Raw genomic sequence first — 15111 nt, 5'->3', positions numbered from 1 at the left:
GCACCCGCCCGTCCGGCATCCCGGACAGGACACCGCAGGGCCGGACCCACCGGCCGGAACCGCGGCCTGGTGCGACAGAATGGCGGTATGGAGATGCCGAGGAACGAAAGGTCGCCGGAGAACCCCCAGATCCTGGTCGTTGGCCAGGACGGGATGGCTCTTGGGGGCGGTGGTGACGAGGACTCCCGAGAGATCCCGGTGACGGACATGGTGGAGCAACCTGCCAAGGTCATGAGGATCGGCAGCATGATCAAGCAGCTGCTGGAGGAGGTGCGCGCGGCCCCTCTCGACGAGGCGAGCCGGGTCCGGCTCAAGGAGATCCACGCCAGCTCGGTCAAGGAGCTGGAGGACGGTCTGGCGCCGGAGCTGGTCGACGAACTGGAGCGCCTGTCCCTGCCGTTCACGGACGAGGGCGTTCCCAGCGACGCCGAGCTGCGGATCGCGCAGGCACAGCTGGTGGGCTGGCTGGAGGGCCTCTTCCACGGGATCCAGACCACCCTGTTCGCCCAGCAGATGGCCGCGCGGGCCCAGCTGGAGCAGATGCGCCGCGCGCTGCCGCCGGGCGTCGGCGGCCACGAGGGCGACGACGATCCGCGCACCGGGGGACGCACGGGCGGGCCGTACCTGTAACTCTTGTGGGGAGGGGCCCGGCAGCCGACCGACCGGCCGCCGGGCCCCTCCCCGTGAACCGTTTGAACCGTCGAACTGTTGAACCGTCCGCTCAGGACGGGTTGCCCGACGACACGCTCAGCTCGATCACCGGCATGTCCTCGGGGTCGGCGTCCGTGTCCGCGGAGGGGAACTGGTCGGTGACCGTGTCCTTGCCGAAGGTGTTCTCGTCGACCCTGGTCACCTTCATCCGCCACCCGGCCGCCTGGAAACAGGACTTGACCGAGGTCAGGTTCTTGTAGCGGAAGTCGGGCAGCCGGATCTTGTCCGGGTCGGTGTAGGACTCCGGCGCCTCCGAGCACTCCTCCGCGTCGATCTTCCTGCTCAGGTCCGGCCCCTTGTACCCCGTCGCCGACCCCGATCCGGTCTCCGACGTCTGCGAGGCCGAGGCGCTCGCACCGCTGTCACTGCCGGCCGCACCGCCGTTGTCGGTGTCGTCCCCGCCCAGGTTCAGGGCCAGGAGCAGCCCACCGACGGCGAGGAGCGAGACGACGATCGAGCCCACGATCACCGGGGTGTTGCTCTTCCGTCCCACTCCGGGGGCGGGCGTCGGCGCGTACTGCGGTGCGTACGCGGCGGGCGCCTGGTAGGAGGGCTGCTGCGGATAGCCGTACGCCGGAGCGGGGCTGTACGGATTCGGGGTCGGGGCCGGCTGGTACGGGGTCTGTACGGGGCCCGGCGGGGGCGGAGTCGCCTGGTCCACCGGCGGGAACACCGCCGAGGCGACGCCCGCGCCGCTCTGGGACGGGGTGCCCGGGACGATGTTCGGGGCGGCCGGGTGGAGGGAGGCGGCCACGCGCAGACACTCGTCGCGCATGGCGACGGCGCTCGGAAAACGCTCGTTCGGGTTCTTCTTCAGCGCGCGGGCGACGAGCGCGTCCACCGCCGGGGGCAACGCCCGGTTGACCGAGGAGGGGACGACCGGCTCCTCCTGGACATGTGCGTACGCGATCGCAAGCGCCGAGTCGGCGTTGAACGGCAGCCGTCCGGTGACCAGTTGGAACAGCATGATGCCGACCGAGTAGAGGTCGGAGCGGGCGTCCACGCCCCGGCCCAGCGCCTGCTCAGGGGAGAGGTACTGCGGGGTGCCGACGACCATGCCGGTCTGCGTCATCGACGTGACGCCCGACTGCATGGCGCGGGCGATGCCGAAGTCCATCACCTTCACGACGCCGCGCTTGGTCATCATGACGTTGCCCGGCTTGATGTCCCGGTGGACCAGCCCCATCTCGTGGCTGATCTCCAGCGCCGCCAGCACGTCCGCGGTGACCTGCAGCGCCTTGTCGGCGGGCATCGCCCCGAACTGCCGTACGTCCGCGTCCAGAACGGAACCGAGCGGCTGCCCCTCGACGTACTCCATGACGATGTACGGGGTCATCGTCCCCGCCACCTCGTCCTCACCGGTGTCGAAGACCGAGACGATGTTCGTGTGCGTGAGCTTGGCCACGGCCTGGGCCTCGCGGCGGAAACGCTCGCGGAACGCCTGTTCCCGGCCCAGTTCGGTGTGCAGTGTCTTGATCGCGACCTGCCGGTCCAGGACCGAGTCGTACGCGAGGTGCACCGAGGCCATGCCGCCCTCGCCGAGCAGATCGCGCAGCTGGTAGCGCCCGCCGGCGAGCGCCTGCCCCGTGTACCGGCCGTGTGCGCCGTCGTGGCTCATGTCTCAGCGTCCCCCGAGCTTTCTCACAGCCGCACGTGATCGATTGGCTCATACCGGGCCAAGTCTGCCGGAGGGCACTGACACGTCAAGCGAGGTGCCCGTTCCGTGACCGTACGAGGAGGAAGCGTCGCGGAAGCGTTACAGGTGCTGGACGGACGGGGCACGGAATTTGCACGACGATATCGGCAACGGGTTTGATGTCCGGTCTGCCCGGGACTCGTACCGGGGCTCCTTCCGGAGCTGCTCTCGGGCCGCCTCCCGGACCGGAGGCTTGCGTGGAGGCTGTAGCGTGGCCGACGGAGACCGTAACAACACCGCGCGCACCGCGGGCAGAAACGACGGCGAGGACTGATGGCACAGCAGCGCGCTCAGGGCCCGTCCGACCCCGAGGCGGCAGGCGGCGGTATGTCAGACGCGCCTGAGTTGTGGGGCAACGGCGGACTGGTGGGGGACGGCCGGTACCGGCTCACCCACAGACTCGGCCGGGGCGGCATGGCGGAGGTGTTCGCCGCCGAGGACGTACGCCTCGGGCGCACCGTCGCGGTCAAACTGCTGCGCGCCGATCTCGCCGAGGACCCGATCTCCAAGGCCCGCTTCACCCGCGAGGCCCAGTCCGTGGCCGGGCTCAACCACCACGCGATCGTCGCCGTGTACGACTCGGGCGAGGACACGGTGTCCAACGGCGGCTTCGGCGCGGGCGGCCCCAAGTCCGTCCCGTACATCGTGATGGAGATCGTCGAGGGGCGCACCATCCGTGACCTCCTCATCAACGCCGAGGCGCCCGGGCCCGAACAGGCCCTGATCATCGTCTCCGGGGTGCTGGAAGCGCTGGCCTATTCGCACCAGCACGGCATCGTGCACCGTGACATCAAGCCCGCCAACGTGATCATCACGCACAACGGCGCCGTGAAGGTCATGGACTTCGGCATCGCCCGCGCGCTGCACGGGGCGTCCACGACGATGACGCAGACCGGCATGGTCATGGGCACGCCCCAGTACCTCTCCCCCGAGCAGGCACTCGGCAAGGCCGTCGACCACCGCTCGGACCTGTACGCGACGGGCTGCCTCCTCTACGAACTCCTCGCGCTGCGGCCCCCGTTCACGGGCGAGACCCCTCTCTCCGTGGTCTACCAGCACGTCCAGGACATTCCGGTGCCCCCGTCCGAGGTCTCGGACGCGGCGCCGCCGGAACTCGACGGGCTCGTCATGCGTTCCTTGGCCAAGGAACCCGACGACCGCTTCCAGACCGCCGAGGAGATGCGCGGGCTGATCCAGTACGGCCTGCAGATGCTGTACGACCAGGGCAGCCACACCGGCACCTGGAACACCGGGCCCGTCGACATGCACGACGGCCGGCACACCCCCTCGGGGGGCTTCGCCGGTACGACGGTGATGAACCAGCACCCGGGCGACCACTCCGGGACCACCCAGATCCCCCAGCCGATCCTGCCCGCCGGTTACGGCGGCGGGGACGACGGCGGTTTCGAGGGGCACGGCAACCGGGGCGGCGGCCGGGGCAAGCTGTGGATACTGGCGTTCTTCGCGGTGATCGCCATCGCGGCGGGCGTCGCGCTCGCCCTGCAGGGCGGCAACGGCGACAGCGGCAACACTGGCACCACTCCGTCGCCGACGACCTCGCAGAGCGCGACGAACGACGACGCCACGGCGAGCCCGAGCGACGAGGTCTCCGAGGAGACGTCGAGTGTCGAGACGGACGACGGCAGCGGCTCGGACGGAGGGTCCCAGTGGACGCCGTCGCCCACACCGTCGTACACGCAGTCCGAGACCACCTCCTCCGAGCCGTCGAGTTCACCGTCGGACGTGCAGACGAGCGCGCAGCCGTCTAACACGGCGACGCAGCCGACGAACACGGCGACTGCCTCCCAGGAGGAGACCGGCGACACCGGTGAGGAAGACGGCGGCACCGAGGGCGGCACCACCCCGTAAACAGCCCCCACGCGCGCGTGCGGCCCGAAGAGGGCTCCACGCGCGCGTGCCGTTGTTCAGGCACTCCCGGCCCCGGTAGGCGTCAGCCCGTTCAGCCCGCTCAGTCAGTGAACGCCCCGCACACGGCGTCGTACTCGCGCGTCCACCACACCGCGAGCGCCGAGGCGGCCGGGAACTGGGAGTCGGCGCGGGTGTCACCCCGCTCGTAGTGCCAGCGCAGCATCCAGAAGTCGTTGAGCCGCTCCCACCACACCCGGTGCACGGCGGCGGCCAGCTCGGAGGGCGTCGCCCCGGCCGTACGCCGGTACGCGCGCGCGTACGCCCGTGTCTTGGGCAGGTCGAGCGTGCCGGCGGGCCGTACGAAGAAGATCGCGGCGGCACGTACGGCCTCCTCCGCGCGCGGCTGCACACCGAGCCGGTCCCAGTCGACGATCGCGGCGGGCGCGTCCCCCTTGTAGAGCAGGTTGAACGGGTGAAAGTCCCCGTGCACCCACCCCACCGAACCACCCGGCGGCGGCCGCCGGTCGGCGTGCTGCTCCAACAGCGCCCGCCGCTCCAGCAGCCGATAGCGGGCCAACTCGTCGAAGGCGTCGGTGGGCCGGTGACGCCGGACCTGGGCCAGGAGGTCGTCGATGAGCGCGAAGGTGTCGGCGGGGTCGGCGGAGGGGGCGTGCGGGGGGTCGGTGGGGGTGGGCGAGCCGACCGCGTGCACGGGTTCGGCGGAGCCGCCGGTGGGAGCCGGGCCCGGGGCTGCCGGGGAGGGGTACGGGGAGGTGTACTTCGCGGTGGCTGCGGTGGCTGCGGTGGCTGCGGTGGCTGCGGTGGCTGCGGAGGCTGCGGAGGCTGCGGAGGTTTCGGCAGCGGTGGCGGTGGCGGTAGTGGTGGCGGCCCGGTACCGGCCGGCCGCCGAGGGTGGGACTGCGGGGCCGTCCCAGTACCGGCCGTCGGATCCGCTCGGGTCCGGGTCGGTGAGGGGGCCCGTGTTTCGGCCCGCGGCTCCGTGCCAGGGCCGGTTGCCGGGTCCGGCCCAGTTCCGGCCGGTGGGTCCGTCCCAGTCCTGGCTGGGCGGGCTGTCCCGGTGCCGGCTGGCGGGGACGCCTTGGTTTCGGCCGGCGGTTGCGTCCCAGTTCCGGGCGATGGGTCCACCCCAGTTCCGGCTGGCGGGGACGCTTTGGTTTCGGCCTGCGGATCCGTCCCAGTTCCGGCCGGCAGGGCGGTCCCGGTGCCGGTCGGCGACGAGGCCTTGGTGTCGGCTGGCCGGGCCGTCCCAGTCCTGGTCGGCGGGGGCGCCTTGGTTTCGGCCGGCGGTTCCGTCCCAGCGCGGGGCGGTGGGTCCGCTTCGGTCCCGGTCGGCGACGAGGCCTTGGTCCCGGCCGGCGGATCCGTGGCGATCCCCGTCCCAGCCCGCGGATCCGTCCCGGTCCCGATCGCCCGGGCCGTCCCGGTCCCGATCGCCCGGGCCGTCCTGGTCCCGGTCGGCGAAGCCGCCCTGTCGGGGTGCGATTCCCTGTCGGGCGGGTTCGGCGCGCCCAGCGGTTCCCGTCCGTCGGCCTGCCTCCGCCCGCGGGGAGAGGCTGCGGTGTCCGGCAGCCGGCTCGCGGCCACCGGCGGTCACCCTCGGCGTCGGGACGCCCTGGTTCCGTCCGGCGCCCTCGCCCGGCGCCCCGCCCCGTGTCGGCATCACGCGTTCCAGGCTTGCGTGGACCACGCCCAGGAGCGCGCCCAGGCGGCCGCACTGGACGGTGGTCAGCTGGCCGCCGTGGCGGTGGCGGCCGTCGATCCAGGGGTGCAGGGCGTAGGCGTGGCCGCCGACGACGGCGACTGTGCGGCCGTCGCGGCCGGGCAGCGGCGGGGCCACCGGGACGCCGAGATCCGCGAGGCGCTGGGTCGCCCGGTGCTGGCGGGCGATCGCGGCGGGGTCGGCGGTCTCGGGGTCGAAATGGTGCTTCAGGAAGTAGTCGCCGCGCGTGGTGGCGAGCCGGTAGCCGCGGTTCAGCAGCCCCTGGTCGACGGGGTCGCAGGTCAGCGCGGACCCGGCGGAGTACTGGCGGAGGAGGGCGCCCAGAGGGGGAGCGTGGGGCACAAGGGGTGGTACAGATGAGCGCGGCACGCGCCAGATGCTAGGGCACGAGCCGGGCGCGTGAGCGGGGCGCTTGTCACAGGCAGTCACAGGCGACCGCGTGCTGTCACGGGCAGTCGGTTTCGATCACGGAGTGCACGGTGGCGAACTGGGGTTCGACTCGTAGATAGACGGGGTCGAAGGGAACGCCGTCCACTGAACGCGGTGCGGGGCCGAACCGGTCGAGTTCGGCGGGGGTCGGCTCCACGGCCGCGCACTCCCCGACGACCTGCACGGACCACGACCGCCGGTTGCGTGCCGACGGCACGTCCGCGCCGTACGCGACGACACCGCCCACGCACGCCCGGTGGTACCCGTGCCCCCTGTGCAGCCGCAGCAGGACCCGGCCGTCCACGACGATGTGCCGGGCGGACGCCAGGAAGGGCAGCGCGCGCATGCTGGTCGCGACCCGGCCGTGCTCGACGCGGCCGAGGAGGTCGGCGGCGCGCTGGTCGTCCTGCTCGTGCTGTTCCTCGGTCGGCATGCACTCACTGTGGGCGACGGACAAACGGGCACACCAGGGGCGCTCGCCCCGAGAAGAGAGGCCTTAGGTCCCGATTCGGGCGCCCCGGAGGGCCCAAGACCTCAGAAACCCCGGCTCTGCCCCTGTCGTTCCGCATGCATCCGTGCCACGTACGCCGCCGCCTGCGCGCGCCGCTGCATGCCCAGCTTCGACAGCAGTCCCGACACATAGTTCTTGATCGTCTTTTCGGCGAGGTGCAGCCGCTCGCCGATCGCGCGGTTGGTGAGCCCCTCACCGATCAGGTCGAGGATTCTGCGCTCCTGGTCGGTCAGGTTCGCGAGCCGCTCGTCCCCCTGCACCCCCGTGGCTGCGCCGCCGCCGCTCCGCAGCCGCTCCAGGACACGGGCCGTCGCGACCGGGTCGAGCAGGGACTTGCCGGCCGCCACGTCCCGTACCGCCGCCAGTAGTTCATGTCCGCGGATGGCCTTCAGGACGTACCCCGAGGCGCCCGCCATGATCGCGTCGAAGAGGGCCTCGTCGTCGGCGAACGACGTCAGCATCAGGCATTTGACGCCCGCGTCCCGGGAACGGATCTCGCGGCACACCTCGACACCGCTGCCGTCCGGGAGCCGTACGTCCAGCACCGCCACGTCCGGACGGGTGGCCGGAATCCGTACCAGCGCGTCGGCCGCCGTGCCGGCCTCGCCGACTACCACGATGTCGTCCTCGACCGAGAGCAGCTCATGGACCCCCCGGCGGACGACTTCATGGTCATCGAGGAGAAATACAGTGATTTTTCCGTCTTCGGACACGCGAACAGTCTCACATACCGACTCTTCCCGTGGCCTGGGTCCGCGGGATAACGTGCCGTTGTTCCGGCCCCCTGCAAGGCTGTGACCAGGGCCCCTTCCCGACTTGTTCAATTTACTTGGATTTCCAAGCAAAATCGCAGGTCAGGGGGGTTTCATAGAAATATGGCGCACTGGGTAACGTGATGCTTGCGGACGCTCGCCGGGACACCTGTCACGCCTGTTCCCGGCCGAGTGGCACCCACCCCGTGCACGGGTATCGGGAACAGGTGACCGCACTGGTTACCCGGTAACCCCGGGGCCGGACCGACGGAGGAGTACACGTGACCGTGGAGAGCACTGCCGCGCGCAAACCGCGACGCAGCGCCGGAAGCAAGACCGGTACCACCCGCACCACCGCGCAGAGCGCCGACGCACCGGCCGCCGACGCATCAGCCACGGCCGCGCAGCCCGCCACTGCCACCGAGTCCAAGGCCACCGCCGCGAAGCGAGCCACCACCAAACGCGCCCCCGCCAAACGAGCCGTCCCCAAGAAGCGGGCCGCCGAGCCGGCCGCGACGGGCGCCGATCCGGACCTCGTCCAGCTGCTCACCCCCGAGGGCCGGCGCGTCAAGAACGCCGCCTACGACCCGTACGTCGCCGCCCTCACCCCCGACGACCTGCGCGGTCTGTACCGCGACATGGTGCTGACCCGCCGCTTCGACGCGGAGGCGACCGCCCTCCAGCGCCAGGGCGAGCTGGGCCTGTGGGCCTCGCTGCTGGGCCAGGAGGCCGCCCAGATCGGCTCCGGCCGCGCCACCCGCACCGACGACTACGTCTTCCCGACCTACCGCGAGCACGGTGTCGCCTGGTGCCGGGACATCGACCCGACCAACCTGCTCGGCATGTTCCGCGGGGTGAACCACGGCGGCTGGGACCCCAACAGCAACAACTTCCACCTCTATACGATCGTCATCGGCTCCCAGACCCTGCACGCCACCGGCTACGCCATGGGCGTGGCCAAGGACGGGGCCGACTCCGCGGTCGTCGCCTACTTCGGGGACGGCGCCTCCAGCCAGGGCGATGTCGCCGAGTCCTTCACCTTCGCGTCGGTCTACAACGCCCCCGTGGTGTTCTTCTGCCAGAACAACCAGTGGGCGATCTCCGAGCCGACCGAGCGCCAGACCCGCGTCCCGCTCTACCAGCGCGCGCAGGGCTACGGCTTCCCGGGCGTACGGGTGGACGGCAACGACGTCCTGGCCGTCCTCGCGGTGACGAAGTGGGCCCTGGAGCGGGCCCGCAGCGGCGAGGGCCCGACGCTGGTCGAGGCGTACACGTACCGCATGGGCGCCCACACCACCTCCGACGACCCGACCCGCTACCGGCACGACGACGAGCGGGCGGCCTGGGAGGCGAAGGACCCGATCGCCCGCCTTCGCACATATCTGGAGGCCTCAAACCACGCGGAAGAGGGATTTTTCGCGGAACTGGAGGCCGAGAGCGAGTCGTTGGGCAGGCGAGTGCGTGAAGCGGTCCGTGCCATGCCGGACCCGGACCACTTCGCGATCTTCGAGCACACCTACGCCGACGGGCACGCGCTCGTGGACGAGGAGCGGGCCCAGTTCGCCGCCTACCAGGCGTCGTTCGCAGATGTGGAGGGGGCGTGATCATGGCGGCAGAGACAGCGGCATCGCAGACGGCGAAGGCCGTGACGGCCAAGAGCATGGCCCTGGCCAAGGCGATCAACGAATCGCTGCGCAAGGCCCTGGAGTCCGACCCCAAGGTCCTGATCATGGGTGAGGACGTCGGCAAGCTCGGCGGGGTCTTCCGGGTCACCGACGGTCTGCAGAAGGACTTCGGCGAGGAGCGGGTCATCGACACCCCGCTCGCCGAGTCGGGCATCGTCGGCACGGCCATCGGCCTCGCCCTGCGCGGCTACCGCCCGGTCGTGGAGATCCAGTTCGACGGCTTCGTCTTCCCGGCGTACGACCAGATCGTCACCCAGCTCGCGAAGATGCACGCGCGCGCGTTGGGCAAGATCAAGCTCCCCGTCGTCATCCGCATTCCGTACGGCGGCGGGATCGGCGCGGTCGAGCACCACTCGGAGTCCCCGGAGGCGCTCTTCGCGCATGTGGCGGGCCTCAAGGTGGTGTCCCCGTCCAACGCGTCGGACGCCTACTGGATGATGCAGCAGGCCATCCAGAGCGACGACCCGGTGATCTTCTTCGAGCCGAAGCGGCGCTACTGGGACAAGGCCGAGGTCAATGTCGAGGCCATCCCGGGCCCGCTGCACAAGGCCCAGGTGGTCCGCGAGGGCAGCGACCTCACCCTCGCCGCCTACGGCCCGATGGTGAAGCTGTGCCTGGAGGTCGCCAACGCGGCGGCCGAGGAGGGCCGGTCCCTGGAGGTCCTCGACCTGCGGTCGGTCTCCCCGCTCGACTTCGACTCCGTCCAGGCCTCGGTCGAGAAGACCCGCCGTCTGGTCGTGGTGCACGAGGCACCGGTGTTCTTCGGCTCGGGCGCGGAGATCGCCGCCCGGATCACGGAACGCTGCTTCTACCACCTGGAGGCACCGGTGCTCAGGGTCGGCGGCTATCACGCCCCGTACCCGCCGGCGCGCCTGGAGGAGGAGTACCTACCGAGCCTGGACCGGGTGCTCGACGCCGTCGACCGCTCGCTGGCGTACTGAGGAGAGGGACGTGACGACGATGACTGACGCGTCCGTTCGCGAGTTCAAGATGCCCGACGTGGGCGAGGGACTCACCGAGGCCGAGATCCTCAAGTGGTATGTCCAGCCGGGCGACACGGTCGCCGACGGCCAGGTGGTGTGCGAGGTCGAGACCGCCAAGGCGGCCGTCGAACTGCCCATCCCGTACGACGGGGTCGTCCGCGCACTCCACTTCCCCGAGGGCACGACGGTCGACGTGGGTACGTCGATCATCGCGGTGGATGTCGGGGGTGGCGGTGGCGGTGCCGCGGCGGAGACTGGGACTCCGGTTGTCGCCGAAGCACCCGAGGAGGCGAAGCCTCCGGCCCGGCAGCCGGTGCTCGTCGGCTACGGCGTGGCTGTGTCCTCGACCAAGCGCCGTCCCCGCAAGGGCGCGGAGGTCCCGGCCCAGGAGGTCGCTGCGGCGGTCCAGCAGGAGCTGAACGGCCACAGCACCGTCAACGGCCTGGCCGGCCCGGCCGCAGGAGCCGCCCGTCCGCTGGCGAAGCCGCCGGTGCGCAAGCTCGCCAAGGATCTCGGGGTCGACCTGACGACGGTGACCCCGTCGGGCCCCGACGGCGTCATCACGCGCGAGGACGTCCACGCGGCGGTGGCCCCGCCGGCCCCCGAGCCGGTGCGCACCACGCCGGCCGTCCCCGCGGCACCGGCGCCGGTGGCCACGTACGACGGCACGCGGGAGACGCGCGTCCCGGTCAGGGGCGTACGGAAGGCGACCGCGGCGGCGATGGTCGGCTCGGCGTTCACGGCGCCGCATGTCACGGAGTTCGTGACGGTGGACGTGACGCGCACGCTGAAGCTCGTCGAGGAGCTGAAGCAGGACAAGGAGATGCAGGGGGTGCGGGTGAATCCGCTTCTCCTCATCGCCAAGGCCCTGCTGGTCGCGATCAGGCGCAATCCGGACGTCAACGCGTCCTGGGACGAGGCGAACCAGGAGATCGTGCTCAAGCACTACGTCAACCTGGGCATCGCGGCGGCCACCCCGCGCGGTCTGATCGTCCCGAACATCAAGGACGCCCACGAGAAGACGCTCCCGCAACTGGCGGCGGCGCTCGCCGAGTTGGTGTCCACGGCACGGGACGGCAAGACCTCTCCCGGGGCGATGCAGGGCGGCACGGTGACGATCACCAACGTCGGCGTCTTCGGCGTCGACACGGGCACGCCGATCCTCCCGCCCGGCGAGTCCGCGATCCTCGCGGTCGGCGCGATCAGGCTCCAGCCGTGGGTCCACAAGGGCAAGGTCAAGCCGCGCCAGGTCACCACACTGGCGCTGAGCTTCGACCACCGCCTGGTGGACGGGGAGTTGGGGTCCAAGGTGCTGGCGGACGTGGCGGCGATCCTGGAACAGCCGAAGAAGCTCATCACCTGGGCGTGAAAACGGGGGCGGCCACTTCGAGTGGCCGCCCCCATTTCCGTCTGGCGCAGGCGTCAGCTGATCTTCGCGTAGCCGTAGTTGATGAGCTTCTTGACGTCAGTGGTGCGGTTGGCCGCCGAGGAGGCGGTCATGACGGCGCCCATGACCGACTCGCCGTTCTTCGTGGCGGCGAAGACGAGGCAGTACTTGGAGTCGGTGCCCGAGCCGGTCTTGATGCCGAGCGTGCCGTTCCAGCCGAGCAGGGTGTTGGTGTTCGTCCAGGTCGTGTTGCGGGAGGCGCCGGTCTTCGTGACCGTCTTCGCCGTGTACGACTTGGTCTTCACGACCGCCTTGAAGGCGCCGCTCTTCATCGCGCTGCGGGCGAGCAGCGTGAGGTCCTTCGGCGTCGAGTAGTTGGAGCCGTTGCTTATACCGTCGAACGAATCGAAATGCGTGTTCGTCATGCCGAGACTTCTGGCCGTCGAGTTCATCTTCGCGATGAACGACTTGGTGCGTGCGGCGACCGTCGTGCCGGTACCGAACTTGTCGGCGAGGGCCATCGCGGCGTCGCAGCCGGACGGCAGCATCATCCCGTACAGCAGCTGACGGACCGTGACCTTGTCGCCGACGATCAGCCTGGCCGACGAGGCGCCCTTGGAGACGATGTAGTCGCTGTACGCCTTCTTGATCGTGACCTTGGTGTCAAGGTTCACGTTCGCCTGCGAGAGCACGACCTTCGCGGTCATGATCTTCGTGGTCGAAGCGGTGAGCCGCCTCGTGTTGGGGGCCTTGCTGAACAGGGTCGAGCCGTTGGCGCTGTTCATCAGGAATCCGCCTGGGGCGGTGATGGTGGGTGTGGCGACAGCGGCTTGCGCGGGCGCCGCGGTGAGCGCTCCGGTCGCGAGCACGGCGCCGGTGGTGACCACGACGGCTGCGGCTCTGCGGAAACGGATGCCCTGGATGCCGGTTATCAACTTCAATACCCCGATTACGTCTGAATCGTCCGAATGCCCCTGGAGAGCGGCCGAGTTGGCCGAGTCGTCGGCGGAATGCCGCTCTCGTGTGACTCGTAACTAGCACAGTTGGTTGTGCGCGTGCTGAGGCGGGTTCCCCGATTTTCCCTTTCCGAGGGACGCCGTACGGCTCTTCGTGGTTCCCGCGACCCTTCCGGAGACTGAACTGCTCTCCGTGCGGCGACGTCACGCCCCGACCGGCGATCGGCTCACGGGATCGGTCCATATGGCGGACGGCCGCCCTCATGTGTACGTGTTGTATCTATGCTGTCGGCATGAGCAGCCTGGCCGTGCAGCACGTGAAGCAACCTCCCGCCGCCGACCGCGTCTACGCCCACGTCAAAGAGGGCGTCCTGGACCGCCGTTACGAAGGCGGGACCCTGCTCACCGAGGGCGAGCTGGCCGAGGCCGTCGGGGTCTCGCGCACACCGGTGCGCGAGGCGCTGCTGCGCCTGGAGGCCGAGGGGCTGATCAAGCTCTACCCGAAGAAGGGCGCGCTCGTCCTGCCCGTCTCCGCGCAGGAGATCGCGGACGTCGTCGAGACCCGGCAGCTGGTCGAGGAGCACGCGATCCGCAAGGCGGTGCCCGCCTCGCCCCGGCTGATCGCCCGCCTCACCGAACTCCTCGAACGGCAGCGCGAACAGGCCGCTGCGGGCGACCTCGCGGGCGCGGCCGTGACCGACCGCTGCTTCCACGCCGAGATCGTCCGCAGCGGCGGCAACGAGATCCTCTCTCGCCTCTACGACCAACTGCGCGACCGGCAGCTGAGGATGGGCGTCGCCGTCATGCACGCCCACCCCGACCGCATCACCAAGACGCTCGTCGAGCACCAGGAGATCCTCGACGCGCTGCGCTCGGGCGATCCGGAGGCGGCGGTCGCGATCGTGCACCGGCACGTCAGCTGGTTCTCCAACCTGGCGCGGGGCGAGGTCCGATGAGCCGCGGGGGTGCAGTGAAGAGCAGTTCCGGTTCCGGTTCGCTGCCCGGCGATCCGCCCGGTGGGCGCCGGGCCGTCCTCGTCTGGTCCGTCGGCGTCTCCGTGTACTTCGTCGCCGTCATCTTCCGTACGTCCCTGGGGGTGGCCGGGCTCGACGCCGCCGACCGCTTCCACGTGGGCGCGTCCGCCCTGTCGACCTTCTCGATCCTCCAGCTCCTCGTCTACGCGGGCATGCAGATACCCGTCGGCCTGCTCGTCGACCGGCTCGGCACCAAGAAGGTGCTGACCATCGGGGTGATTCTGTTTACGGCGGGTCAGCTCGGGTTCGCCTTCTCGCCCTCGTACGGCACGGCCCTCGCCTCCCGGGCGCTGCTCGGGTGCGGTGACGCGATGACGTTCATCAGCGTGCTGCGGCTCGGGTCCCGGTGGTTCCCGGCGCGGCGCGGGCCGCTGGTCGCGCAGCTCGCGGGGCTGGCCGGGATGGCGGGCAACCTCGTCTCGACGCTCGTCCTGGCCCGGCTGCTGCACGGCGTGGGGTGGACGGCGGCCTTCGCGGGCAGCGCGCTCGCGGGTGTGGTGGTGCTGGTGCTGATGCTCGTGTTCCTCAAGGACCACCCCGAGGGGCACGAGCCGGAGCCGTTCCCGCATCAGGGGGCCGCCTACGTGCGCCGGCAGATCGCCGCCTCGTGGCGTGAGCCCGGGACCCGGCTCGGCCTCTGGGTGCACTTCACCACCCAGTTCCCGGCGATGGTGTTCCTGCTGCTGTGGGGCCTGCCGTTCCTCGTCGAGGCACAGGGGCTCACGCGGGCGACGGCCGGCGAACTGCTCACGCTGGTCGTGCTCTCGAACATGGTGATCGGCCTGGTGTACGGCCAGATCGTCGCCCGGCACCACACGGCCCGGCTGCCGCTGGCGCTGGGCACGGTGGGCCTGACGGCGGTGACGTGGGCGGTGACGCTCGCCTACCCGGCGGTGTCCGGCGCCGAGCACGTCCCGATGTGGCTGCTGGTGGTGCTGTGCACGGTGCTCGGGGCTTGCGGGCCCGCGTCCATGCTCGGGTTCGACTTCGCGCGGCCCGCGAATCCGCCCGAGCGTCAGGGGACGGCGTCCGGGATCACCAACATGGGCGGGTTCGTCGCCTCGATGACGACGCTGTTCGCGGTCGGTGTGCTGCTTGATGCGACCGGGGACAACTACACCGTCGCGTTCTCGTTCGTGTTCCTGTTGCAGGGGGTTGGCGTCAGCCAGATTCTGCGGTTGCGGAAGCGGGCCGCTCTGCGGGAGTCGGAGCGGTTGGTTGCCAGCAGGGTTTCTACAGTGCACGTTCCTGTGTGAACGCTGGTTAGTAGGTGGGCGGTGTTGGTGTGGGCGTTTCTGGGGGCTGCCGCCCCCAGGCCCCCGCTGTCGGCCTGAACGGCCTCGTCCTCAAACTCCCC

Annotated in this window: 11 protein-coding genes and 2 pseudogenes; 7 read left to right on the top strand and 6 right to left on the bottom strand. The window is 70.6% G+C overall.

What is annotated here, in order from left to right; genetic code table 11:
* Positions 1-87: 87 nt before the first annotated feature.
* Positions 88-630 (top strand): bacterial proteasome activator family protein, encoded by a 543-nt coding sequence (locus ACWCRB_RS12800; RefSeq protein ID WP_235476769.1) that lies wholly within the window; start codon positions 88-90, stop codon positions 628-630.
* 91 nt (positions 631-721) lie between these two features.
* On the opposite strand, the gene ACWCRB_RS12795 is transcribed toward ACWCRB_RS12800, so the two are convergent.
* Positions 722-2329 carry a protein kinase domain-containing protein gene (locus tag ACWCRB_RS12795; RefSeq protein WP_450996069.1) on the bottom strand — a complete coding sequence of 536 codons (1608 nt, stop codon included), beginning with the start codon at positions 2327-2329 and terminating at the stop codon, positions 722-724.
* Positions 2330-2680: 351 nt separating this feature from the next.
* On the opposite strand from ACWCRB_RS12795, the gene ACWCRB_RS12790 reads away from it, so the two are divergent.
* Positions 2681-4276, top strand: coding sequence for a protein kinase domain-containing protein (locus tag ACWCRB_RS12790; RefSeq protein WP_450996068.1), 1596 nt, complete (start codon positions 2681-2683; stop codon positions 4274-4276).
* Positions 4277-4376: 100 nt separating this feature from the next.
* Here the strand turns inward: ACWCRB_RS12790 and ACWCRB_RS12785 are convergent.
* The 4 genes and pseudogenes from ACWCRB_RS12785 to ACWCRB_RS12770 all read right to left on the bottom strand — a co-directional run.
* A pseudogene (locus ACWCRB_RS12785) lies at positions 4377-4946 on the bottom strand (phosphotransferase); the annotation flags it as partial.
* A 996-nt stretch (positions 4947-5942) separates the two neighbouring features.
* Positions 5943-6359, bottom strand: a pseudogene (locus tag ACWCRB_RS12780) (phosphotransferase); the annotation flags it as partial.
* 103 nt (positions 6360-6462) lie between these two features.
* A complete protein-coding gene (locus tag ACWCRB_RS12775; protein ID WP_369029191.1) occupies positions 6463-6879 on the bottom strand; it encodes a pyridoxamine 5'-phosphate oxidase family protein in 417 nt (138 codons plus the stop codon).
* Between the two features lie 101 nt (positions 6880-6980).
* On the bottom strand, positions 6981-7670 hold the full coding sequence (locus ACWCRB_RS12770; RefSeq protein ID WP_450996067.1) for a response regulator: 690 nt from the start codon (positions 7668-7670) through the stop codon (positions 6981-6983).
* A 320-nt stretch (positions 7671-7990) separates the two neighbouring features.
* Between ACWCRB_RS12770 and pdhA the strand changes: the two genes are divergently transcribed.
* From pdhA to ACWCRB_RS12755, 3 genes are read left to right on the top strand one after another with little or no spacing between them, the layout of a single operon-like run.
* Entirely contained in the window at positions 7991-9313 is a 1323-nt protein-coding gene (pdhA, locus tag ACWCRB_RS12765) for a pyruvate dehydrogenase (acetyl-transferring) E1 component subunit alpha (protein WP_450996066.1), read from the top strand.
* A gap of 2 nt (positions 9314-9315) precedes the next feature.
* Positions 9316-10335, top strand: coding sequence for an alpha-ketoacid dehydrogenase subunit beta (locus ACWCRB_RS12760; RefSeq protein ID WP_450996065.1), 1020 nt, complete (start codon positions 9316-9318; stop codon positions 10333-10335).
* A 10-nt stretch (positions 10336-10345) separates the two neighbouring features.
* Positions 10346-11746: a dihydrolipoamide acetyltransferase family protein gene (locus tag ACWCRB_RS12755; RefSeq protein ID WP_450996064.1), complete on the top strand. Its 1401-nt coding sequence runs from the start codon at positions 10346-10348 to the stop codon at positions 11744-11746.
* Positions 11747-11799: 53 nt separating this feature from the next.
* On the opposite strand, the gene ACWCRB_RS12750 is transcribed toward ACWCRB_RS12755, so the two are convergent.
* A complete protein-coding gene (locus tag ACWCRB_RS12750) occupies positions 11800-12699 on the bottom strand; it encodes a D-alanyl-D-alanine carboxypeptidase family protein (protein WP_450996113.1) in 900 nt (299 codons plus the stop codon).
* Positions 12700-13013: 314 nt separating this feature from the next.
* On the opposite strand from ACWCRB_RS12750, the gene ACWCRB_RS12745 reads away from it, so the two are divergent.
* Together ACWCRB_RS12745 and ACWCRB_RS12740 are read left to right on the top strand one after the other, a co-directional pair.
* A complete protein-coding gene (locus ACWCRB_RS12745) occupies positions 13014-13676 on the top strand; it encodes a GntR family transcriptional regulator (RefSeq protein ID WP_405536312.1) in 663 nt (220 codons plus the stop codon).
* Positions 13673-15010 (top strand): MFS transporter, encoded by a 1338-nt coding sequence (locus tag ACWCRB_RS12740; protein WP_450996063.1) that lies wholly within the window; start codon positions 13673-13675, stop codon positions 15008-15010. Before ACWCRB_RS12745 ends, ACWCRB_RS12740 begins: the two co-directional genes overlap by 4 nt.
* Positions 15011-15111 lie beyond the last annotated feature (101 nt).

This window comes from Streptomyces sp. NPDC002156 (assembly GCF_053593675.1).
The sequence above is the reverse complement of the archived record's forward strand: the minus strand, read 5'-3'. Positions and strand labels throughout refer to the sequence as shown.

Bases quoted from the DNA above. Each gene is read 5' to 3' on its own strand.
- ACWCRB_RS12740 (WP_450996063.1), top strand. From the start codon at position 13,673: ATGAGCCGCGGGGGTGCAGTGAAGAGCAGTTCCGGTTCCGGTTCGCTG.
- ACWCRB_RS12795 (WP_450996069.1), bottom strand. From the start codon at position 2,329: ATGAGCCACGACGGCGCACACGGCCGGTACACGGGGCAGGCGCTCGCC.
- ACWCRB_RS12760 (WP_450996065.1), top strand. From the start codon at position 9,316: ATGGCGGCAGAGACAGCGGCATCGCAGACGGCGAAGGCCGTGACGGCC.
- ACWCRB_RS12800 (WP_235476769.1), top strand. From the start codon at position 88: ATGGAGATGCCGAGGAACGAAAGGTCGCCGGAGAACCCCCAGATCCTG.
- ACWCRB_RS12775 (WP_369029191.1), bottom strand. From the start codon at position 6,879: ATGCCGACCGAGGAACAGCACGAGCAGGACGACCAGCGCGCCGCCGAC.
- ACWCRB_RS12790 (WP_450996068.1), top strand. From the start codon at position 2,681: ATGGCACAGCAGCGCGCTCAGGGCCCGTCCGACCCCGAGGCGGCAGGC.
- ACWCRB_RS12745 (WP_405536312.1), top strand. From the start codon at position 13,014: ATGAGCAGCCTGGCCGTGCAGCACGTGAAGCAACCTCCCGCCGCCGAC.